General features: G+C 68.1%; 19 protein-coding genes. 10 read left to right on the plus strand and 9 right to left on the minus strand.

The genetic code is table 11. The features are described 5' to 3' along the window. Positions 1-95: 95 nt before the first annotated feature. Both ABD116_RS14310 and ABD116_RS14315 read left to right on the plus strand, forming a co-directional pair. On the plus strand, positions 96-884 hold the full coding sequence (locus ABD116_RS14310) for a phosphotransferase (protein ID WP_343968973.1): 789 nt from the start codon (positions 96-98) through the stop codon (positions 882-884). 189 nt (positions 885-1,073) lie between these two features. Further along, entirely contained in the window at positions 1,074-1,670 is a 597-nt protein-coding gene (locus tag ABD116_RS14315; protein ID WP_343968975.1) for a uridine kinase family protein, read from the plus strand. Positions 1,671-1,685: 15 nt separating this feature from the next. Here the strand turns inward: ABD116_RS14315 and ABD116_RS14320 are convergent, their stop codons facing one another. Beyond that, positions 1,686-2,648, minus strand: coding sequence for a LysR family transcriptional regulator (locus tag ABD116_RS14320; protein ID WP_343968976.1), 963 nt, complete (start codon positions 2,646-2,648; stop codon positions 1,686-1,688). Between the two features lie 121 nt (positions 2,649-2,769). Here ABD116_RS14320 and ABD116_RS14325 point away from each other — a divergent pair, with 121 nt between their 5' ends. After that, a complete protein-coding gene (locus ABD116_RS14325) occupies positions 2,770-5,052 on the plus strand; it encodes a M9 family metallopeptidase (RefSeq protein ID WP_343968978.1) in 2,283 nt (760 codons plus the stop codon). Between the two features lie 182 nt (positions 5,053-5,234). After that, positions 5,235-5,867 carry a hypothetical protein gene (locus ABD116_RS14330; RefSeq protein WP_343968980.1) on the plus strand — a complete coding sequence of 211 codons (633 nt, stop codon included), beginning with the start codon at positions 5,235-5,237 and terminating at the stop codon, positions 5,865-5,867. A 20-nt stretch (positions 5,868-5,887) separates the two neighbouring features. On the opposite strand, the gene ABD116_RS14335 is transcribed toward ABD116_RS14330, so the two are convergent. From ABD116_RS14335 to ABD116_RS14365, 7 genes are all read right to left on the minus strand, one after another. Continuing rightward, positions 5,888-6,868 (minus strand): hypothetical protein, encoded by a 981-nt coding sequence (locus tag ABD116_RS14335; protein WP_343968982.1) that lies wholly within the window; start codon positions 6,866-6,868, stop codon positions 5,888-5,890. Positions 6,869-6,978: 110 nt separating this feature from the next. Then, positions 6,979-8,259 (minus strand): thymidine phosphorylase, encoded by a 1,281-nt coding sequence (locus ABD116_RS14340; protein WP_343970953.1) that lies wholly within the window; start codon positions 8,257-8,259, stop codon positions 6,979-6,981. Further along, complete coding sequence (locus tag ABD116_RS14345; RefSeq protein WP_343970955.1) at positions 8,256-8,651, minus strand: cytidine deaminase; 396 nt, start codon at positions 8,649-8,651, stop codon at positions 8,256-8,258. The genes ABD116_RS14340 and ABD116_RS14345 overlap by 4 nt, the downstream gene beginning before the upstream one ends. Before the next feature lie 52 nt (positions 8,652-8,703). After that, a complete protein-coding gene (locus ABD116_RS14350) occupies positions 8,704-9,996 on the minus strand; it encodes an ABC transporter permease (RefSeq protein WP_343968984.1) in 1,293 nt (430 codons plus the stop codon). Further along, complete coding sequence (locus ABD116_RS14355) at positions 9,993-11,201, minus strand: ABC transporter permease (protein ID WP_343968986.1); 1,209 nt, start codon at positions 11,199-11,201, stop codon at positions 9,993-9,995. Before ABD116_RS14355 ends, ABD116_RS14350 begins: the two co-directional genes overlap by 4 nt. After that, the gene (locus ABD116_RS14360; protein ID WP_343968988.1) at positions 11,202-12,752 is read right to left on the minus strand and encodes an ABC transporter ATP-binding protein; all 1,551 of its coding nucleotides are present in this window, start codon (positions 12,750-12,752) and stop codon (positions 11,202-11,204) included. A gap of 116 nt (positions 12,753-12,868) precedes the next feature. After that, positions 12,869-13,945: a BMP family lipoprotein gene (locus ABD116_RS14365; RefSeq protein ID WP_343968990.1), complete on the minus strand. Its 1,077-nt coding sequence runs from the start codon at positions 13,943-13,945 to the stop codon at positions 12,869-12,871. Positions 13,946-14,183: 238 nt separating this feature from the next. Here ABD116_RS14365 and ABD116_RS14370 point away from each other — a divergent pair, with 238 nt between their 5' ends. Beyond that, positions 14,184-14,372, plus strand: coding sequence for a ThuA domain-containing protein (locus tag ABD116_RS14370; protein ID WP_425552090.1), 189 nt, complete (start codon positions 14,184-14,186; stop codon positions 14,370-14,372). A 15-nt stretch (positions 14,373-14,387) separates the two neighbouring features. Continuing rightward, entirely contained in the window at positions 14,388-15,575 is a 1,188-nt protein-coding gene (locus ABD116_RS14375) for an amidohydrolase (RefSeq protein WP_343968992.1), read from the plus strand. Here ABD116_RS14375 and ABD116_RS14380 read toward each other — a convergent pair. Next, positions 15,572-17,152, minus strand: a complete 1,581-nt coding sequence (locus ABD116_RS14380) for an acyl-CoA mutase large subunit family protein (protein WP_343968994.1) — start codon at positions 17,150-17,152, stop codon at positions 15,572-15,574. The two genes, ABD116_RS14375 and ABD116_RS14380, sit on opposite strands and share 4 nt — an antisense overlap. Positions 17,153-17,270: 118 nt before the next feature. Between ABD116_RS14380 and ABD116_RS14385 the strand changes: the two genes are divergently transcribed. The 4 genes from ABD116_RS14385 to ABD116_RS14400 all read left to right on the plus strand — a co-directional run bounded on the left by ABD116_RS14385 (position 17,271) and on the right by ABD116_RS14400 (position 21,397). After that, a complete protein-coding gene (locus ABD116_RS14385) occupies positions 17,271-18,272 on the plus strand; it encodes a hypothetical protein (RefSeq protein ID WP_343968996.1) in 1,002 nt (333 codons plus the stop codon). Between the two features lie 27 nt (positions 18,273-18,299). Further along, positions 18,300-19,013, plus strand: a complete 714-nt coding sequence (locus ABD116_RS14390) for a hypothetical protein (protein WP_343968998.1) — start codon at positions 18,300-18,302, stop codon at positions 19,011-19,013. Between the two features lie 132 nt (positions 19,014-19,145). Then, complete coding sequence (locus ABD116_RS14395; RefSeq protein ID WP_343969000.1) at positions 19,146-20,297, plus strand: glycosyltransferase family 4 protein; 1,152 nt, start codon at positions 19,146-19,148, stop codon at positions 20,295-20,297. Continuing rightward, positions 20,294-21,397: a glycosyltransferase gene (locus ABD116_RS14400; protein ID WP_343969002.1), complete on the plus strand. Its 1,104-nt coding sequence runs from the start codon at positions 20,294-20,296 to the stop codon at positions 21,395-21,397. The genes ABD116_RS14395 and ABD116_RS14400 overlap by 4 nt, the downstream gene beginning before the upstream one ends. Positions 21,398-21,403 lie beyond the last annotated feature (6 nt).

Here is a 21,403-nt window from a genome sequence, read left to right on the forward strand (position 1 = left end):
TGGCGCGTGTCAAGAGTTCGTTGCACAACTGTGCATTGGATTGCTCATTTGAGCGACCTAGCGCTTGGGGTGGGCAGCAGCCACACTGTGCGGTGATGCCTGAGGTCGAGACCCGCCTGCTCGGCGGCACCGCCAACCGTGGCCTGGTGGTACGGGTCGGCGATACCGTACGCCGCCCGCTGCGGCCCAGCAGTCCTGCCGTGCATGCGCTTCTGGACCATCTCCAGGAGGTCGGCTTCGACTCGTCCCCCGCCTTCCTCGGGGTGGACGAGCAGGGCCGGGAAGTACTGACCTACGTGCCCGGCGAGACGGTGCAGGCGCCATACCCTTCGTGGTCGATGACCGACGCGGCACTGGAGAGCGTCGCGCATCTCCTACGGCGCTATCACGAGGCCGTACTCGGATTCGACCCCTCCGGCTACCCGTGGGCCGAGCGAGTGCCCGCTGCGTATGACGACGGACTGGTCGGCCACAACGATCCGAACCTCGACAACATCGTCTTCCGCGACGGGGTGGCGGTCGCCCTGATCGACTTCGACCTGGCCGGTCCTGGGTCGACGCTGTGGGATGTCGCTGCGGCCGTACGCCTGTGGGCACCCCTGCGCCCCGACGCCGACATCCACGACGCCCGCCAAGGCCAATCGCTGACCCGCCTCCGCCGCTTCACCGACGCCTACGGCCTCACCGGCGACGACCGCACCCGCCTGATCGACGCAGCCGCCGCCAACCACATCTGGTGCATGGACTACGTCCGCCGAGGCGCCGAGTCCGGCCACCCCTGGTTCCGCCAACGCTGGACCACCGGCGAATCCACCCTCACCGACCGAACCAACGCCTGGTTCACCACCCACCACAACGAACTAGTCAAAGCCTTACAGGCCTAGGAATCCCCCACGCGCCCGTCGGTGCACGCACAACTCCACCGGCAAGCGGATACCCCCGGTGTGTCGCGGTGTTTCGGGTGAGTTGCGTATGCATGGCCGTCCGGTCGGCCGGGGCCGTGGAGGGGGCTTCGTGGTTGTGGTGGACGAGGGGCGGGAAGTGAAAGGCCGGGGCGGTGGGAGAATCTCGGGGTGAATGCTCGGGTGGTGTTGCTGGCGGGGCCTTCAGGGGCTGGGAAGTCGCGGTTGGCTGAACTGGTGGGGTTGCCGGTGGTACGGCTCGATGACTTCTACCGGGACGGGGATGACGCGGCAATGCCGCGGTCGCCGTTGGGGATCGTGGATTGGGATGATCCGCGGTCCTGGGACGGCGAGCGGGCGGTGGCTGCGCTCGAGGTGTTGTGCGCCACTGGGGTCGCTGACATGCCGATCTACGACATCGCCGCCGACGGGACCATCGGACATCGGCCTGTGGAGACAGGCGGATCACCACTGATCATTGCCGAGGGCATCTTCGCCGATCAGGTTGCCGGAGCGCTTCGGGAACGCGGTCTGCTGGCAGCGGCGATCTGTGTTCGGCACCACCGGATCGTCACCTTCGTACGCCGGTTCCAGCGCGATCTACGCGAGCACCGCAAGCCGCCGTTCACCCTGCTCCGGCGGGGATTGCTGCTACTGAAGGACGATCCGCGAGTGGTGAAGCGCTGCGTCGACGCCGGCTGCGAACCGCTGCACCCCAAGGCCGCCCGCCGACGCATCACGGATCTCCTCGCCACCGTCGCCGGCTAGGCAGTGCGTGGGGAATTAGGTGGTTCGGGGGTGGACTTCGGGGTGGGCGGTCCACCAGGGGGCGTAGGTGGGGCTGCGGAGGGCGTGGTCTGTGTAGGAACTCGCTATGGCTAGGTAGGTGGATTCGACTTGGTCTTCGGTTAGGCGGGGGCGGCGCCAAGCCAGGATCAGGCGGCCTCTTAGGGGGTCGCCGGTCAGGCGGCGGATTGTCATGCCTTCGGCGCCGGCCGAGGTGGGTTCTACGAGTTGGACGGCTCGGCCGGATTGGATCAGTTGGCGGCCGCCGCCGCTGGGCGCCTCGTAGCGGATCTTGGGGGTGAAGCCGGCTCGGCGGCAGGCGGCTCGGAGGGAGGCCAGGGAGCCGTCGTCGGCGCCGGGTGGGCTGATCCAGGATTCGTTGGCCAGGTCGGCGAGGTTGATTTCCTCTTGGGCGGCCAGGGGGTGGCTGGAGGTCAGGGCGATGAAGAACGGGAGGCGGGGCAGGACGGTGCGCTGAGCCAGGTCGGGCGCCAGGGGTACGTCGTGGTCGTCGCTCATGCCGATGACGGCGAAGTCCGAGCGCTGATGGGCCAGGGATTGGGCGAGGCTGATGGCCGAGGGGTCCACCTGGACGGTGAGGTCCACAGGGGCCAGGGCTGTTTGGACGCGTTCGACGATGGTGCCTACGCATTCCATGTGGGCTGTGCCCATGTGCAGCTCGGCCGGGCCCGCGGTGGCAGCCATGGTGAGGTCGCCGGCGAAGGAGTCGATGTCGGCCAGGACCAGGCGGGCGCGTTGCAAGGCGCGTTCGCCCAGCGGCGTGGGGCGTACGCCGGTACGGGCTCGTTCGAACAGCTGGCCGCCGAGTGAGCGTTCGAAGCGTTGCAGGAGGCCGGTCAGCGCTGGTTGCGAGATCCCGAGGCGGGCGGCGGCTCTGGTCACGCTGCCGGCGTCGGCGATCGCGCAGATCGCCCGCAGGTGGCGGATCTCGGGATCCATAACGTGAGGCTATCGCCGTTGGGATGACCGGGGAACGGCTCGACGTGCCACGCTCCCAAACACTGCGGATCCCCCACCGCAGCCACGCGGGTTCGCGTGTTCCGCCCCGGAGGAGAACCTGATGACATCCCCACGACTCCAGCGATTACGGCGACAGGCGTCGGTACTGACCCTTGCCACCGTCATCGCCCTGACCGGACTGGCCCTCACCACCAGCCCAGGTCAGGCAGCCACCAGCCCGCAACCGCCGACAACCAAAGCAGGTCCGAGCGGGTCGGCCGACGAGCCCAGCCACGTCACCGATGCCAGTACGCCGGTAAGCCAACGTGCTCCCCTGCCGGCCTCCAAGCAGGAGTTGCGTCGTGACTACGACGGACCAGGACAGGTCGCCACCTTGCCCCGCCCGTCGATGCAGGGCCACAAAGCCGCGGCGACCTGCAACCCCGCTGACTTCACCAGCCGTACCGGCCAAGCTCTCGTCAACCAGATCAAGGCGTCGACGACGGACTGTGTCAACACACTCTTCAACCTGACCGGCACGGATGCGTACAACGCGTTCCGTGAGGCCCAGATGGTCAGCGTCGCGTACGGCCTGCGGGACAACGGATCCGGCTACCCCGGCAACAACTCGACCGGTACCGCCCAGCTGACCCTGTATCTCCGCGCCGGCTACTACGTGCAGTGGTACAACCCCTCATCCGTCGGCACCTACGGCCCAACGCTGCGGACTGCGATCCAGTCGGGCCTGGACAGCTTCTTCGCCAACACGCACGCCTTCGAGGTCAGCGACGCCAACGGGGAGACCCTCGCGGAGGCGATCACGCTGATCGACAGCTCGGCGCAGAACGCCCGCTACCTGTCCGTCGTGAAGCGGATGCTGACCGGCTACAACAACTCGTACAACACGTCGTGGTGGATGCTGAACGCGGTCAACAACGTCTACACGGTGTTGTTCCGCGGGCACCAGCTGCCGGAGTTCGTGGCTGCGGTACAGGCCGACGCGAGCGTGATCGACACCCTCTACGCCTTCGCGTCCAGCCACAAGGATCTACTGTCCGGCGACCAGAGCTACCTGACCTCGAACGCCGGCCGTGAACTCACCAGGTTCCTCCAGTACTCCGCCCTGCTGCCCAAGGTCCGTCCGCTTGCAAAGGGCCTGCTCGGGCAGACCGCGCTACAGGGCCCGACGGCACCGCTGTGGGTCGGCGTCGCCGAGCTGGCCGACTACTACGACAAGGCCAACTGCGCGTACTACGACATCTGCAACCTGCAGGCCAAGCTGGCGGCCGTCGTGCTGCCGATCACCCACACCTGCAGCTCGACTCTGCGCATCCGGGCCCAGGAGATGACCACTGCCCAGCTGTCCTCGAGCTGCAGCAGCCTGGCGAGTCAGGACGCCTACTTCCACGGCATAGTCGCCGACCCCGGCCCGGTGGCCAACGACCGCAACACCAGTCTGGAGGTGGTGGTCTACAACTCCAGTACCGACTACCAGACCTATGCCGGAGCGATGTGGGGCATCGACACGAACAACGGCGGGATGTACCTCGAGGGCGACCCGGCCGCGGTCGGCAACCAGGCCCGGTTCATCGCCTACGAGGCCGAGTGGCTGCGACCGGTGTTCGCGATCTGGAACCTCAACCACGAGTACACCCACTACCTCGATGGCCGCTTCGACATGGCCGGTGACTTCGACGCGGGCGTCAGCACTCCGACGATCTGGTGGATCGAGGGGTTCGCGGAGTACGTGTCTTACTCCTACCGCAACGAGACCTACACCGCGGCGATCACCGAGGCTGCCCGGCGTACCTACTCACTGAGCACCCTGTTCGGTACCACCTACAGCAACGACACCACCCGGATCTACCAGTGGGGCTACCTCGCGGTGCGCTACATGCTGCAGTCGCACCGCAGTGATGTGACCACCGTCCTCAACTACTACCGGTCGGGCAACTGGAACGCTGCCGCCAGCTACCTGCGGACCACGATCGGCAGCCGGTACGACGCCGACTGGTACAGCTGGCTGTCCGCGTGCGGGGCGGGGAACTGTGGAGGCGGAGGCGGTACGACCTTGCCCGAGTGCACTGCCGCAGACATCCGCGTGCTGGGCAAGAACTGCCAGCGCGGCAACCGAGGCACGACCACTGGCAACTACGACTACCTCTACATCAACCTGCCTGCCGGTACGACGCAACTGCAGATCACCGCCAGCGGTGGTACCGGCAACTGTGATCTCTACTACAACAAGGCCACCTGGGCGACCACCTCCGCCTACACCCAGCGATCGACCGCTACCGGCAACACCGAAGCGATCACCGTCGCCAATCCCCCCGCGGGCTACAGCTACGTCAGCCTGTACGGCGCAACAGGCTGCACCGGCGTCACTGTCAGCACCCGCTACTGATGATCGTTCGTTCCCTCCGCGTGGGTTCTACAGCGCGCGCTCATGTGGAGGGAACGAACCCCGCCGTACTTTGCCTGGCGTTCATCTTTGTCTGGTGGGCTCGCGGGGTAATCCCCTGACCCTGCGGAGGAATCGTGAGGCGAACCGCGCCCGGTGTAGCCGCTGTGGTGTGCGTTGGGCTGGTGTTCTTGACAGGCTGCGGAAACGACGCGGGGGCGTCGACCGCGCCGGTCGGCGGGAATGAGCAGCCCCCAGCGCCGGCTGATGCTGCTGTGCCTGCTGCCGCTGGTGGGTTGGCCGGGCTGGCCGTCGTACCGGATGGGTTTCAGAAGGGTGTGGCCGGCGAGCCGGCGCAGGTGACCGGGCCGTTCACGCGGCAGAGCTTCGTGGACACGTTGTCGGCTTCGCCTGCTGAGGATCTCGCGCTGCTGTTGAACGCCGGGTGCAAGGAGGGGTACCAGACGTTCCGCTTGAGCACGGATCGACGCAAGCGGGTCACCGTGCAGCTCTTCAAGGCGGCGTCGGCGAGCAAGGCCCGCGACCTGCAGAAGGGTTTCTGGGCGCAGGACGAGCACACCAAGCCGTTCGCAGTACCGGGGGTGCCGGGTGCGTTGACCGACGCGCAGACCGGGGTCGCCGGCGTGACCGGCCAGATCGAGGCAGTCGCAGAGGCCAGCATCACGGTCGGCTCGATGGTCGCCGAGATAACCGTCAGCCAGAGCGGCACGCTGGAGAAGACGCCGGTACCCGACATCAAGCTCGCCACCACAGTGGTCAAGCTCCAGTACCAGCGCCTGACCACCAAGTCCGGCTGACGGTCGCACCGGCCCCACGATCAGAAGCAGGTGAAGGCGTCCTTGATGACCACGAACGAGGACGGGTCGCTGAAGATGCTCGGGGCTCCCTTGCGGACGGCGAACGCCTTGATCCGTGGACGGCCTGGCTGGTCGGCCCAGGCGCCGCTGATCTTGTCCGCGCCGGCCTCGACCGCCGAGCGCGGGATCGTGTACTTGAACACGCCCCAGTTGTAGGGATCCATCGTGGAAGCGGCCCAGCCGACGAGATCCTGCGCGGCCTTGCAGTCGGACACGAAGTACCGCAGTCCGGTCGACGGGACATCCTTCAGCTTGCCGCTCTGCCGCACCTCGGCGACCTCGGACGGGTTGCCGATCTGGTACAGGGTGATGGTGGGGCTGGTGCCGTTGAGGATGTCCGAGCCCGGTGTGCCGAACGGCGCCGGCAGCGAACCGACGACGGGCGAGTTCATCGCACCGGGCGAGCCGGTGCTCTGCAGGGTGTTGAAGCGGATCGCGAACTTCCCGCCGCTCGAGCAGGCCGGTGCCACCAGGTTCGCCTCGACCTTGAGAGCGTCCAGGATCCAGTAGTTGAACATGGTCGTGCCGGGCGCGGGCGCCAGCGTGGTCGAGAGCTGGCCGGACAGGTTGACCGGAGCGGCTGACCCGCAGAGCCACTGCCACGTGTAGACCAGCGTCGCGGTCTTGCTCGACGGCTGGCCCTGTGCGTTGAACTTCGGCACCGCCCCGAAGTACGCCGTGACGTGCACCGGCTTGGTGGTGTCGACCCAGAGCTTCGCGAGCAGATGGGCATCCCACAGGTCGTCATAGGTCACGCCGGTGTACCCACCACCGAACTGCAGGTTCTTGCCCAGCGCGGTCGGCGCATCCGGGTCGGCCGCCACAGTGGCCGACGGCGTGGATGCCTGTCGTTCGGCAGCTGTCGCCTGACCGGCCGCACCGAGCAGCAGCGCAGCCGCCGTCAGCACCGCTGTGACCAGCTTCGATTTCCCCTGTCGCATCGCGTCGTCCTCCCGAGTGACTTTCCGTGACTCCGGTCAGCCTAGGAGTCACGGAAACGAGCCGGGAAGAGCGATTCGTTGCAGGTACGTGCAAGTTCGGTACTGCGGAATCAGGCCGTGATGCGGTCGATCACCAGTGGGGCCGGGGTGTAGGAGTCGGAGATTGTCACTGCGTCGGTGAGGGATTCCAGGGCTCGCTCGAAGCGGCTTGGATCGTCGGCGTGCAAGGTGAGGAGGGGCTGGCCCTCGGTGACCTGGTCGCCCGGTTTGGCGTGGAGTTGGACGCCTGCGACTGGGGAGACGGGGTCTTCCTTGCGGGCTCGGCCGGCGCCTAGGCGCCAGGCGGCTACGCCTACTGCCAGGGCATCCAGTTGGGAGAGGACGCCTGGGGTTGTTGCCTTCACCACGTGTTGTTCGGGGGCGATGGGGAGATCGGCGTCGGGGTCGCCGCCCTGGGCTGCGATCATCCGGCGCCAGGCGTCCATGGCGGTGCCGTCGCGGAGCTTTTCGGCGGGGTCGATGTCGGTGACGCCGGCTGCCGCGAGCATTTCCACTGCCAGAGCGACGGTGAGCTCGATGATGTCGGAGGGGCCGCCGCCGGCCAGGACCTCGACGGATTCCCTGACCTCCAAGGCGTTTCCGGCGGTCAGGCCGAGGGGCGTCGACATGTCGGTGAGCAGGGCAACGGTCTTGACCCCGGCGTCAGTGCCCAGGGCAACCATGGTGGAGGCGAGTTCGCGGGCGTCGGCCAGGTCCTTCATGAAGGCGCCGGTGCCGACCTTCACGTCGAGGACCAGGGCGCCGGTGCCTTCGGCGATCTTCTTGCTCATGATGGAGCTGGCGATCAGCGGGATCGCCTCGACCGTGCCGGTGACGTCGCGCAGGGCGTAGAGCTTCTTGTCAGCGGGAGCCAGGCCGTCGCCGGCAGCGCAGATGACGGCGCCGACGTCCTCGAGCTGCTGCATCATCTCTTCGTTGGACAGCGCCGCACGCCAGCCGGGAATGGACTCGAGCTTGTCCAGGGTACCGCCGGTGTGGCCGAGGCCGCGGCCGGACAGTTGCGGTACGGCGACGCCGCAGGCCGCCACCAAAGGGGCCAGCGGCAACGTGATCTTGTCGCCGACGCCGCCGGTGGAGTGCTTGTCCGCGGTCGGCCGGGACAGCTTGGCGAAGTCCATCCGCTCACCGGAGGCGATCATCGCTGCCGTCCAGCGGGCGATCTCACGGCGGTTCATCCCGTTCAGGAGGATGGCCATCGCCAGCGAGGACATCTGCTCGTCGGCGACCGCGCCCTTGGTGTAGGCGTCGATCACCCAGTCGATCTGGCCGTCGCTCAGCTCGCCCTTGTCCCGCTTGGTGCGGATGACGTCTACCGCGTCGAAAGACACTATTCCTCCAGTCGTTCAGGCCCGAACGCGTCGGGCAGTAGCTCGCGCAGGGGGCGGCTACCGGTGGCGGACTCCACCAGGAGAGTCGGTCCGCCGTGCTCGTGCAGCAGCTGGCGACAGCGCCCGCACGGGGTGAGCAGTTCCTCGTTGTGGTCCACGCAGGTGAACGCGACCAGGCGTCCACCGCCGCTCGCGTGCAGCTCGGACACCAGGCCGCACTCGGCGCACAACGTCAGTCCGTACGACGCGTTCTCCACGTTGCACCCGGCAACGATCCGCCCGTCGTCGACGAGCGCCGCGGCGCCGACCGGAAACCCGCTGTAGGGCGCATACGCCCGCTGCATCGCCTGGACGGCGGCGGCGCGCAGCGCCCGCCAATCAACCGCACCGGCGATTCCCCGCCCTGCGGAAGGGGAATCGCCGGAAGAGGGGTCGGCGGCGGAGCCGCTATTCGGTGACGTAGGGCTCACCGTCCGCCTTGGGAGCTCTCACTCGGCCGACCAGGCCCGCGACGGCGATCACCGTGGCCAGGTACGGGGCCATCAGCAACAGTTCGCCGGGGATCGGGGTCTGGATGATCTGCAGCTGGGACTGGAGCTGGGTGGCGAAGCCGAAGAAGAGCGCCGCGACCATCGCGCCGATCGGGTTCCAGCGGCCCATGATCAGCGCCGCCAGCGCGATGAAGCCGTTGCCCGCGGTCATCCCCTTGTTGAACGACCCGGCGTACCCGACCGTGAAGAACGCTCCACCGAGACCGGCCAGCACGCCGGCCCAGAGCACCGCGGAGTACCGGATGCGCTTGACCCTGATGCCGACTGTGTCGGCCGCCTTCGGGTGCTCACCGACGGCGCGGACGCGAAGGCCCCAGCGAGTCTGGAACAGCACGAAGGTGACGACGGCGACCGCGATGTAGGTCAGGTACACGAGGACCGTCTGCTCGAACAGGATCGGCCCGAAGAACGGGATGTCCCCCAGCAGCGGGATCTTCATCGCCGACAGCACGTCCGGCGTGTTCAGATTGGCGGCGTCCTCCTGCAGGAACTGGTCGAACAGGTACCCCGTGATGCCGGTCGCGAAGACCACCAGCACGACGCCGAGGACCACCTGGTTCACCAGGTACTTGATGGAGAAGACGGCCAGCAGCGCGGCCATCAGTACTCCGGACACGGCGGCCGCGATCAGCGCCGCGGCGCCGCTTCCCGTCGTACTGGACACGACCGCCGCCGTGAAGGCGCCGACCAGGAACTGGCCCTCGATCGCGATGTTGATGACACCGGCCCGCTCGCACAGCACACCGGCGAGCGCGCCGAGGATCAGCGGGGTGGCGAAGTTCAGCGTGCCCTGGAACTGGTTGGCCAGCGGGAAGGTCTTGCCCGCCGCGGCCCAGCACAGGAAGGCGCCCAGGAAGCTGACACCCAGTACTGCGGCCAGCCAGCCGGCGTACTTCGTCGGCACCCGGCGCATCACGTACGCCACGGCCGCCACCAGCCCGAACGCCCCGAGCAGCAGCGCGACCGGCTGGGCCGGGATCCCGACCAGGTTGTGCTGGAGGTCGCCGGACACCAACTGGAAGGTGGCCTTGCCGCCCTTGGTGCCGATCGCCAGTCCCAGCCCGATCAGCGCGAAGACGACCATCAGGCCGCCGACCCGCAGCCGGCGGGTCCGCTCGGCCGGCGCCTCGATGACAGCCGGCGCGGGCGCCGGGTCCTGTGCCCGGGAGTCGATCTCGGTCGAGCTCATCCGTTCCAGCCTTTCGCGAGGACGGCTCCGATGCCGCGTTCCTTCGGCAGGAACCGGAAGATCGAGCGCACCAGCGCCGGGGCGGCGACGAAGAGCACGATCACGGCCTGCAGGACGGTGGTCAGGGTCAGCGGCGTCTGGGTCTGCAACTGCATCTGCAGACCGCCCGCGTTGAGGGCGCCGAACAGCAGACCGGCCAGGACCGTGCCGAGCGGCGTACCGCGGCCGAGCAGGGCGACGGTGATGGCGTCGAAGCCGACCGATGCCGCGACGCCGTCGGTCAGCGGCAGGTCCGTGCCGAGCACCTGCTGGGTGCCCGCGAGGCCGGCCAGCGCACCGGCGACCAGCATCGCGACGAAGTACGCCCGGCCGACCGACATACCGGCGGTCCGGGAGGCGTCGGCGTTGGCGCCGACCGCGCGCAGCTCGAAGCCGACCGTCGAGCGGTTCAGCAGCCACCAGACGAAACCGGCCGCGACCAGCGCGAGCAGGAAGCCCACGTGCAGCCGGGTACTACCGAACTGCGGGTACTGCGCGTTCGCGTCCACGATCGGGCTGATCGGGTCCTCGCGACCGGGCCGCTTGAAGGTCGTCGTCGTCAGCAACCACTGGAGCAGGTAGACCGCGACGTAGTTGAGCATGATCGTGACGATCACCTCGTGGGCGCCGGTCCGGGCCTTGAGCAACCCGACCACGCCACCCCACAGCGCGCCGCCGATCAGGCCGGCCAGGATCGCCACGACCAGGTGGATCCCCGGCGGCAGGTGCCAGGCGAACCCGACCCAGGCGGCCAGGATCGCGCCGATGATCAGCTGGCCCTGGGCGCCGATGTTGAACAGCCCGGTCCGGAACGCCAGCGAAACGGCCAGGCCGCCGCAGATCAGCGGCGTCGCCTGGGTCAACGACTCGGTGATCGGCGTGATGCCGCCGAGCGCGCCGGAGGCCAGTGCCTGGTACGAGTCGCCGACGGCGCTGAAGGCCGCCGAGAAGGTGTCCATCGGCGCGGCGCCGAAGTACCCGACCGCTGTCTTCACCTGGTCGTCGCCGATGATGATCAAGATGGCGCCGACCAGCAGCGCCAGCACGATCGCGCTCAGCGAGACCAGGCTCTGGACCGCCCAGCCCGGCAGCGGCCGGCGCCCCGGCTTGGCCGGCTGCGGTTCGGCCGGTACCTGGGCCGGCTCGGTTGTGGTGTCGATACTCATCTAGATGGTTCCCAACGTCGTGGGGTTCTCGATCGCGACCTCGTGCGCCTCGGTCCGGGAGGCGCCGGCCATCATCAGGCCGAGTTCGTCGCGGGGCGTGTCGGACGGGACGACGCCGACCACCTTGCCGCGGTACATCACCGCGACCCGGTCGGACAGCGCGGCGATCTCGTCCAGTTCGGTGGAGACGATCAGTACGGCGGTGCCGTGGTCGCGTTCCTCGACGATCCGGGTGTGCAGGAACTCGATCGAGCCGACGTCGACACCGCGGGTGGGCTGCGAGGCGACCAGCAGCTTCAGCGGCCGGGACAGCTCCCGGGCCAGCACGACCTTCTGCTGGTTGCCACCGGACAGCGAGGAGACGGGCTGGTCCGCGCCCTGGGTGCGGATGTCGAACTCCTCGATCCGCGCGGTCGCGTTCTTCTCGATCTCGTCGGTGTGCAGCATCAGGCCCTTGCCGAACGGCTCGGACCGGAACAGGTCGAGCACCAGGTTCTCGGCGACGCTGAACGGGCCGACGAAACCGTCGTGGCCGCGGTCCTCGGGGACATAGCCGATCCCGGCGTCGAGACGCTCCCGGGTGGAGACCCCGGTCAGGTCCTTGCCGTCCAGCGAGATGCTGCCGGCCGCGATCGGGGTCAGCCCGAGCAGCGCCTCGGCGAGCTCGGTCTGACCGTTGCCCTGGACCCCGGCCACCGCGAGGATCTCGCCGCTGCGGACCTCCAGGTCCACGTTGTCGACGGCGGTGAAGCCACGCTCGTCGATCACCGTCAGGCCGCTGATCCGCAAGACGGCGTCCCCCGGCTGGGCGGGCGCCTTGTCGACCACCAGGTCGACCGCCCGGCCGACCATCATCTCGGCCAGCCCTTCCTCGGTCTCGCCCGGATCGGCCTGGCCGACCACCTTGCCACGGCGGATCACGGTGATCTTGTCCGCGATCGCCTTGACCTCCTTGAGCTTGTGGGTGATGAAGACGATCGAGGTGCCGTTCTCCTTGAGCTGGCGCATCACCGTGATCAGCTCGTCGATCTCGGCCGGCGTCAGCACCGCGGTCGGCTCGTCCAGGATCAGCACCTTGGCGTCGTTGGTGAGCGCCTTGATGATCTCGACCCGCTGCTGGACGCCGACCGGGATGTCCTCGACCAGCGCTTCGGGGTCGACCTCGAAGCCGTACCGCTCGGACAGCTCGGTGACGAGGGCGTCGGCCTTCTTGCGGTCCAGGATGCCGCCGGGGTGGGTGTTCTCCCGGCCGAGCATGATGTTCTCCGCGACGGTGAAGACCGGGATCAGCATGAAGTGCTGGTGCACCATCCCGATGCCGTGCTGGATCGCGTCGCTCGGCGAGGTGATCTTGACCTTCTCGCCGTCGATCAGGATCTCGCCGGAGTCAGGCTGGAGCAGCCCGTAGAGCATGTTCATCAGGGTCGACTTGCCGGCCCCGTTCTCCCCGAGCAGGCAGTGGATCTCGCCCGGCTCGATCACCAGATCGATGTGATCGTTGGCGACCAGGGAACCGAAACTCTTGGTCAGACCTGAGAGCTCTAGATGCATGCGGGCATGCCCCCTTCGAAATGACTTCAGCCTGCAGACGGCGAGCCAGGAAGGGCGGCCCCTTGGCAGGGACCGACTTTCCTGGCTCGCACCGTACTACTTAGTCGTGCTGTGAATCAGGAGGCCTTCGGCTGGGCCTTGGACTCGAGCGTGATCTTGCCGGCGATCAGGTCGGCCTTGATCGTGTCCAGCTCGGTCTTCAGCTCGGCCGGGACCTTGCTGTCGAACTCGTGGAACGGCGCCAGCGAGGTGCCGCCGTTCTCCAGCGTGCCGATGAACTGCTTGTTGTCGAACTTGTTGTCGACCACCGAGGTGATCGCGTCCTGGACGGCGACGTCCATGCCCTTCTTGACGCTGGAGATCAGCACCGAGCAGTACTCCGCGGCGCTGACGCAGCCGTCGGTGTCGACCCAGATCGCGTTGACCTTGCCGTTGCTGGCCTTGGCCGCCTGCAGACCGCCCAGACCGGACGGGCCGGCCACCGGGAAGATGATGTCGGCGCCCTGGGTGATCAGGTTCTGGGCGGTGTTCTGGCCCTTCGCCTTGTCCTCGAAGCCACCGGCGAACAGGCCGGCCTGCTTGGCGTCGTCCCAGCCGAGCACCTGGACGTTCTTCGACTTCTGCTTGTTGTAGTAGCGCACGCCCTCGGCGAAGCCGTCCATGAAGATGGTCACCGGCGGGATCTTCAGGCCGCCGAAGGTGCCGACCTTGCCGCTCTTGGACATCCCGGCGGCCAGGTAGCCGGCCTGGAAGCTGGCCTGGGCGGTGTTGAAGCTCAGCGGCTTCACGTTCTCGATCGGGGTGGCCGGGGCCGAGTCGACGATCGCGAACTTGATGCTCGGGTTCGCCTTGGCCGCCTTGTCGGTGGCGTCCTCCAGCTTGAAGCCGACGGCGACGATCACGTTGCACTTGGCGGCGACCATCGCGGTCATGTTGGTCGGGTAGTCGTTGTCCGACTTCGACTCGGCCTTGACCGGGGTCAGCCCCTTCGCCTTGACGGCGGCCTGGAAACCTTCGTACGACGTCTGGTTGAACGACTTGTCGTCGAACCCACCGGAGTCGGAGACCATGCAGGCCTTGAAGTCCTTGTTGGCGTCGCCGCCAGCCGTGTTCTCAGCCGGCTTGCTGCCACAAGCGGCGACAGCGAGCGTCAGCACGCCCACGATCGCCAATCCCCGCACGTACTTCTTCACCGGACGTCTCCTTTGTCGACCAAGTTCTGTCACCGGCACGCCTTCCCAGGTGCCGCATCCGCAGACTATAGGTGCGCGCCCGCCTTTCTTAGAACGGCAAAAGGGCCTCGATACCGGAAAGTGACCGGCGTGAGTGGCATTGCAACGAAACTTCTGCTGACCGCCCCAGTCCCGTCACGCAGAGTAGTCAAACTGAGGGAGCCAGGGATGGGTCGAGGACGAGCGGTACTCGGATCTCGTGCTCGTCGACGGGATCGAAGCGCTCTACGAGCACACCCACGAAGGCGTCACGCATCCGTTGCTGTGGGCCCGTGAGGTCGGCGGCGGGCGGGTCGTGTACGACGCGCTGGGCCATGACGAGCGCTCCTACGACGCCCCTGAGCGGGTGGAGTTGCTGCGACGCAGTGCCGGATGGTTGCGGGGTTGATGCAAGGATTGTGGGATGACGACTTCGCACAGCCTGCGTCTCGCTGACGTGAAAGCCCGCGTCGACGAGGTGCGGGATGAGGCAGTCGCGGTACGCCGTGACCTGCACGCCCACCCCGAACTCGGCTGGCACGAAGTCCGTACGACGGAACTGCTCGCGCGGCGGCTGACCGAGGCCGGCCTCTCGCCTCGCGTGCTGCCGACCGGCACCGGGCTGATCTGCGACATCGGCTCGGGCGACACGTGTACCGCGCTGCGGGCCGACATCGACGCGTTGCCGGTGCCGGACGCGGTCGACGCGCCGTGGCGGTCGACGATCGATGGAGCGGCGCACGCGTGTGGGCACGACGTCCACACGGCCGCCCTGCTCGGGGCTGCCCTGGTGCTTGCCGGGATGGCGCGCGACGGGGTGCTCGATCGGCGGGTTCGCCTGATCTTCCAGCCCGCTGAGGAGGTCATGCCGGGCGGTGCGCTCGGGGTGATCGCGGCGGGCGGGCTGGACGGCGTACGGCGGATCTACGGCCTGCATTGCGATCCGCGGCTCGACGTCGGGCAGATCGGCCTGCGTACGGGTGCTTTGACGGCTGCCGCGGACCGGATTCTGGTGCGGTTGACCGGGCCGGGTGGGCACACGTCGAGGCCGCATCTGACCGCGGACCTGGTGTATGCGCTGTCCACGCTGGTGACCGAGTTGCCGGCTGCGCTCTCGCGGCGGGTCGATCCTCGCGCTGGAATGTCGCTGGTGTTCGGGCGGATCACGTCGGGGTCGGCGGCCAACGCGATCCCGGCTCGTGGCGAGGTGGAGGGCACACTGCGCTGCCTCGACGTCAACGCCTGGCGGCTCGCTGCCGAGTTGATCCCGACGCTCGCGGAGCAGCTGGCCGCGCCGTTCGGGGTGGAGGTGGACACCGAGGTCACGCACGGCGTGCCGCCGGTGATGAACGACGCCGGCGCGATCGACGTGTTCCGCGCGGCCGTCGAGCAGACGATCGGGCCGGGCGCGATCGCCCCGACCGACCAGAGCCTGGGCGGCGAGGACTACGCCTGGTACCTCGAGCACGTGCCCGGCGCGATGGCCCGCCTCGGCGTCCGCCCGGTCGGTGTCGAGACGGCCGCCGACCTGCATACGCCGGGCTTCAACCCTTCGGAGGAAGCTATCGCGCTCGGCACCGGCGTACTGACCGCTGCCGCCCTACTGGACTAGAAGGTGTCTGCGGGGACGTAGACGCCCCAGACGGCGCGGAGGGCGTTGCTGACCTCGCCGACGGTGGCGCGGGCCTTGAGGGCTTCCTTCATCGGGTAGAGGCAGTTGTCGTTGCCCCGGGCAGCGTTCTGGAGATCGCTGAGCGCCTTGTCGACGGCCGCCTGATCGCGTTCGGCCCGGAGCCGGGCGAGGCGCTCGACCTGCTGCGCCTCGATCAGCGGGTTCACCCGGAGCGGCTCGTAGGGCTCTTCTTCAGCGACGCGGTACTTGTTCAGGCCGACCACGACCCGCTCAGCGCTGTCGATCTCCTGGGCGATCCGGTACGCCGACCGCTCGATCTCCTGCTTCTGGAAGCCCTTCTCGATCGCCGCGACCGCGCCACCGAACTCCTCGACCTGGTCCATCAGCTCGCGCGCCGCCGCCTCGACCTCGTCGGTCAGCGACTCCACGACGTACGAACCGGCGAACGGATCGACCGTCGCGGTGATGTCGGTCTCGTACGCGAGCACCTGCTGCGTGCGCAGGGCGAGCCGGGCAGCCTTCTCGGTCGGCAGCGCGATCGCTTCGTCGTAGGAGTTGGTGTGCAGCGACTGGGTGCCGCCGAGCACGGCCGCGAGGCCCTGGATGGCGACCCGGACCAGGTTGACCTCGGGCTGCTGCGCGGTCAGCTGGACGCCGGCCGTCTGGGTGTGGAAGCGCAGCATCAGCGACTTGGGGTTCTTGGCGCCGAACTCGTCCCGCATCACCTGCGCCCAGATCCGGCGGGCCGCCCGGAACTTGGCGACCTCCTCCAGCAGCGTCGTGCGCGAGACGAAGAAGAAGCTCAACCGAGGAGCGAAGGTGTCGACGTCGAGGCCCGCGGCAACGGCGGTCCGGACGTACTCGATGCCGTCGGCCAGCGTGAAGGCGATCTCCTGCGCGGGCGTCGCGCCGGCCTCGGCCATGTGGTAGCCGGAGATCGAGATCGTGTTCCAGCGCGGCAGTTCGGTCTGGCAGTACGCGAAGATGTCGCTGATCAGCCGCAGCGACTCCTTCGGCGGGTAGATGTAGGTGCCGCGGGCGATGTACTCCTTCAGCACGTCGTTCTGGATCGTGCCGGTGAGCTTGTCACCGGAGACGCCCTGCTCCTCCGCGACGAGCTGGTAGAGCAGCAAGAGCACCGAGCCGGGCGCGTTGATCGTCATCGAGGTGGAGACCTGGTCCAGCGGGATCCGGTCGAACAGCACCCGCATGTCGTCGATCGAGTCGATCGCCACGCCCACCTTGCCGACCTCGCCGTGCGCGATCTCCGCGTCGGAGTCGTAGCCCATCTGGGTCGGCAGGTCGAAGGCGACGGACAGTCCCATCGTGCCGGCGTCGATCAGCTGGTGGTACCGCTGGTTCGACTCGGCGGCGGTCCCGAACCCGGCGTACTGCCGCATGGTCCACGGCCGCTGCGTGTACATCGTCGGATAGACGCCCCGGGTGAACGGATACTCCCCTGGCGCGCCCAGCTTCTCCGCAGCGTCGAACCCTTCGAGCCGCTCAGGCCCGTACACGGCCTCGAAATCCCACCCGGACTCGGTTTGATGGCTCATCCCTCCACGGTAGTGGGACCACGCCCCCACTGGTATGCACCAGCGCACGCTGCTGGTGTGGGCTCCAGCACAGCCCTGGGATAGATTCGCGCATCTCCGCCGAACGGAAGGCTGCCGCATGTCGCACCGCCCCGCTCCGGCCCCGTCCCTGGACCGCCGGCTCGATCAGCCACACCGCAGAAGATGGCCGTTCGTCTGCGTCGTCGCCGTACTGGTCGTGCTCGCCGTCGTCGCGGTGTTCGCCATACGGCGGGACGATTCGGCTGTCGGCGCGGAGTCGCGAACCGCCCCGCTCGTGCTGGTCGACGGGGTCACCGCAGGCGGCCGGTTGAGCGGCCAGGCGCGAACCCTCGCCGATGCCCTGGCTCAGCACGGCCTGGACTGCAGCGTGCGTTTCACCGGCGCTGACGGAGGTCAGACCGGTTGCTTCGCCGGCCGGCAGATCCGCGGGACCACAGTGGAGGCGGTGTTCCAGCACCAGCCCGACGGCACAGTCATCGGCCTGGACATCAAGGTGAACGGCCCCCGGGACACCGCACAGACCATCCGGGCCCTCCTCGACAGCGTCGGCACGATCGTGTTCCCCGCGGATCTGCCGAAGCTGATCGACATCACGCAACGAGCCTTCGCGGGCTTCCCGGACGGAACCTGGGGCACGTACGTCATCGTGGGCCACGGCAAGAAGACCTCGCTGAGTGCGTCGAAGGTGGACACCACCCCGATCAAGGTCCCGGTCCTTCACCTCGACACCACCGAACCGGCTCTGGCCGACGCTCTTCGCGCCGACGGCTTCAGCTGCACCGCCGACAACGAAACCTGCGCCGCGCAGCCGGGCATGACGCTGAAGTTCTCCGGCCCGGACGAGGGCATCACGTATCTGGTCGCCACTGCCGCGACCGGCCCGACCTCACAGGAGACCTTCGCGCAACTGGCCGACAAGCTGTTCGGACACCTGAGCGGCAGCGCAGTACAGCCCATGCGGGACTGGCTGACCAAGCACCTCGACGGCAACTCGCACAGCGCCTATGTAGCCGGCTGGCGGGCCGATTTCGAGGTGACGACCGGCAAGCAACTCCGCCTGACCCTCTTCAACGAAGAGCGCTGGCTCATCCCAGGCTGACGCCGACCGACCGGAACTGGAGTACGAATGCCCAAGCGTGGCCTGATCATCGGGGGCCTTGCCCTGTTCGCGGTTGCCGCCGGCGCCGTCCAGTGCGTGGGCGCCGACCAGGGCCCGACACAGCCCGACCAGTTGGCGTTCAGCTATCGGCGGATCGGGGGCGAGGGATACATGGATCAAGTTCTGACCATCGTCAACGGGGGCCCGACTGCCGCCGTCCCGACCCTGGAGATCACGCCGTTGGACCCCAGTGGCACGCCGGTGCTGGGAATCACCGTGGGAACGGCGTACGGAAGTGATCGAGGCAAGGTGCTCGTCCCCACGGCTGGAGACGCGACTGACGTGCTGATTTTCCATGGTGCCGATGTCGCCCGGATCTCCGACGTCCGGGTGAGCGTTCGGGACATGGTCACTCCGGACTATCCGAGGGCACCGGTTTTCGATGACCCGCAGCCCAGGGACGACAGCGGAACCCCGACCACGAAGTCCGGGCCGTTCAGCGCGTTCACGGTGATCAATCCGAACCGCGGGCAGATCTCCCTCGGGGTCGTCTGCATCATCTGGAACCAGCCGTTCGACGGGCAACCCCAGGAGGTACTGGAGGCCACCACGCTGGGCGTGGCAACGGTTGCGGGGCGCGATACCGCGACGATCCCCGTCCCCGCCTCCGCTCAGCAGGCGAGGACTCGGGGCTGCGGAAGCTTGAAGGCCTACCTAGCTGCTCCAGCACTTGCCGGATGAGTACTGCCCACCCGGACGTGGGCGATTGGTCATCTGGTCGTCATCCGGTGGGTGCTGATTGATCGGCTGGCGATCGACGCGCTGTCACGCGAGTGTCGCCGAGGGTTCATGCGGGGTCGGGACTCTCACAGTGTGCGCATAGTGATGGTCGCCGAGTCCTTCCTGCCGCAGATCAATGGTGTGGCGAACACAGCTCGCCACGTCACCGATCGGCTGCTGGCCCACGGGCACCAGCTGCTGATCATCGCCGCCGGGCCCGGGCCCGACACCTACCAGGGAGTCCGGGTGATCCGGGCGCGTAGCTTCGGGATCCCCGGCTACAAGGAGTTCCCGGTCGGGCTGCCCGATCCGGCGATCGAACGCGCGATGGCGGACTTCAAGCCGGACCTCGTTCACCTGGCGTCGCCCTTCATCATCGGCGCCTACGGGCTGCGCAGCGCGCGCCGGCTCGGGCTGCCGACGGTGGCGATCTTCCAGACCGACCTGGCCGCGTTCGCCCGGCAGTATCCGTGGTTCGCGAAGGCGGACCGGGGCATCACGGCCTGGATCCGCCGGGTGCACTCGCGGGCGGATCGCACGCTGGCGCCGTCGTCGGCATCGGTGGCTCAGCTGGTGCAGGCGGGGGTTCCGCGCGTGCACACCTGGGGCCGTGGCGTGAACCTCGATCTGTTCGACCCGGCCAACCGCGACGAAGCCTGGCGCCGGGAGATCTCGCCGGACGGCAAGCCGATCGTGGGGTACGTCGGCCGGCTGGCCGCGGAGAAGAAGGTCAAGCGGCTGGCCGAGCTTGACGGGCTCGACTGCCGGCTGGTGATCGTCGGCGACGGGCCGGACCGCGCGAGCCTGGAACACACGTTGCCTGACGCAACGTTCCTGGGGATGCGCCGCGGTACGGACCTGGCGTCGATCTTCGCCGGGCTGGATGTCTTCGTGCATACGGGTGAACACGAGACGTTCTGCCAGACGATCCAGGAAGCGCAGGCTTCTGGCGTGGCGACGGTCGGACCGGCCGCGGGCGGACCGCTCGACCTGATCCGGCCGGGGGTGAACGGGTTGCTCTTCGAGCCTGGCCGGCCGGGGTCGTTGCGGCAGGCGGTCGCGCAGATGCTGGACGACCCGGCGCGGCGGCAGGCGATGGCCGAGGCCGGACAACGACGAGTACAGACAAGGACTTGGCCTGCAGTGGTCGACGATCTGGTGAACAAGCACTACGCCGAGGTGCTCCAGGAGGCGGCCACGCGTGGCTCCCAAGCCCGTACTTCGTGGTCGCGGCGGGCCGCATGAACCTACGGATCGCCCAGCTGGCCAACTTCGTCGGGCCGACGTCAGGCGGGATGCGGACCGCGATCGAGCATCTCGGCCAGGGGTACTGCGAGGCCGGCGCCGACCGGATCCTGATCACGCCCGGCGAACGGGACTCCGTGATCGAGACCGAGGTCGGCACGATCGTCCGGATGAAGGCGCCCAAGGTCGGCGGCGGCTACCGGCTGATCACCGACCCGTGGAAGGTGATCGAGACGCTGGAACGCTTCCGGCCGACCACCGTCGAGATCTCCGACAAGTCCACTTTGTTGCCGGTGGCAAGGTGGGCACGCAGAAACGAGATCGGCTCGGTGCTGTTCAGCCACGAGCGTCTCGACGCGATGCTGTCGCTGCGGACCGGCCGCCAGCTGGGGGTCGCGGCCGGCGTCGGAGCGCTCTACCGGCTGCTCAGCCGGACGTACGACGCTGTCGTCGTGACGTCCCGCTATGCGGCAGCCGAGTTCGACGAGGTCACCACTCCACTCGTCCGCATCCCGCTCGGTGTCGACCTGGAGACCTTCCACCCGTCGCTCGCCACTCCGGTGGACGACGGAGCGCTGAAGCTGGTCCACGCCGGCCGGCTGTCCCGCGAGAAGAGTCCGCACCTCGCAGTTGCCACCGCAGCTGAGCTGCACAAGCGGGGCGTGAAGCTGCGGATGGATGTCTATGGCTCCGGGCCGCATCTCGACGAGTTGGTCGCGATCGCCGGCCGCGCGCCGATCACCTTCCACGGCTACGTCGACGGCCGGGTCAAGCTGGCCCGCCACCTGGCCGAGGCCGACATCGCGTTGTCGGTGTGTCCGGGTGAGACCTTCGGGCTCGCAGTACTGGAGGCTTTGGCCGCCGGTACGCCGGTAGTCACCGCCGACACGGGTGGAGCACGAGAGCTGGTCGACGAAACCTGCGGCCGCTGGGGACGCCCGACGCCGGCAGCGCTCGCGGACGCAGTACTGGACCTGGCCAAGGTCCCCGGCCGCAGAGCCGCGGCCCGCCGGCGAGCCGAGCTCTACGACTGGGATTCCTGCATCCAGCACATGCTCAACCTGCACACGCGTCTGGCCTTGAAGCGAATGGCCGCCTGAGCCCGG

This window comes from Kribbella koreensis (assembly GCF_039525325.1).
GTDB classification, from domain to species: Bacteria; Actinomycetota; Actinomycetes; order Propionibacteriales; family Kribbellaceae; genus Kribbella; species Kribbella koreensis.

Excerpts from the sequence above, each read along its gene's own strand:
- ABD116_RS14310 (WP_343968973.1), top strand. The coding sequence starts at position 96 with ATGCCTGAGGTCGAGACCCGCCTGCTCGGCGGCACCGCCAACCGTGGC.
- ABD116_RS14320 (WP_343968976.1), bottom strand. The coding sequence starts at position 2,648 with ATGGATCCCGAGATCCGCCACCTGCGGGCGATCTGCGCGATCGCCGAC.
- ABD116_RS14325 (WP_343968978.1), top strand. The coding sequence starts at position 2,770 with ATGACATCCCCACGACTCCAGCGATTACGGCGACAGGCGTCGGTACTG.
- ABD116_RS14335 (WP_343968982.1), bottom strand. The coding sequence starts at position 6,868 with ATGCGACAGGGGAAATCGAAGCTGGTCACAGCGGTGCTGACGGCGGCT.
- ABD116_RS14350 (WP_343968984.1), bottom strand. The coding sequence starts at position 9,996 with ATGAGCTCGACCGAGATCGACTCCCGGGCACAGGACCCGGCGCCCGCG.
- ABD116_RS14355 (WP_343968986.1), bottom strand. The coding sequence starts at position 11,201 with ATGAGTATCGACACCACAACCGAGCCGGCCCAGGTACCGGCCGAACCG.
- ABD116_RS14360 (WP_343968988.1), bottom strand. The coding sequence starts at position 12,752 with ATGCATCTAGAGCTCTCAGGTCTGACCAAGAGTTTCGGTTCCCTGGTC.
- ABD116_RS14375 (WP_343968992.1), top strand. The coding sequence starts at position 14,388 with ATGACGACTTCGCACAGCCTGCGTCTCGCTGACGTGAAAGCCCGCGTC.
- ABD116_RS14380 (WP_343968994.1), bottom strand. The coding sequence starts at position 17,152 with ATGAGCCATCAAACCGAGTCCGGGTGGGATTTCGAGGCCGTGTACGGG.
- ABD116_RS14385 (WP_343968996.1), top strand. The coding sequence starts at position 17,271 with ATGTCGCACCGCCCCGCTCCGGCCCCGTCCCTGGACCGCCGGCTCGAT.
- ABD116_RS14390 (WP_343968998.1), top strand. The coding sequence starts at position 18,300 with ATGCCCAAGCGTGGCCTGATCATCGGGGGCCTTGCCCTGTTCGCGGTT.
- ABD116_RS14400 (WP_343969002.1), top strand. The coding sequence starts at position 20,294 with ATGAACCTACGGATCGCCCAGCTGGCCAACTTCGTCGGGCCGACGTCA.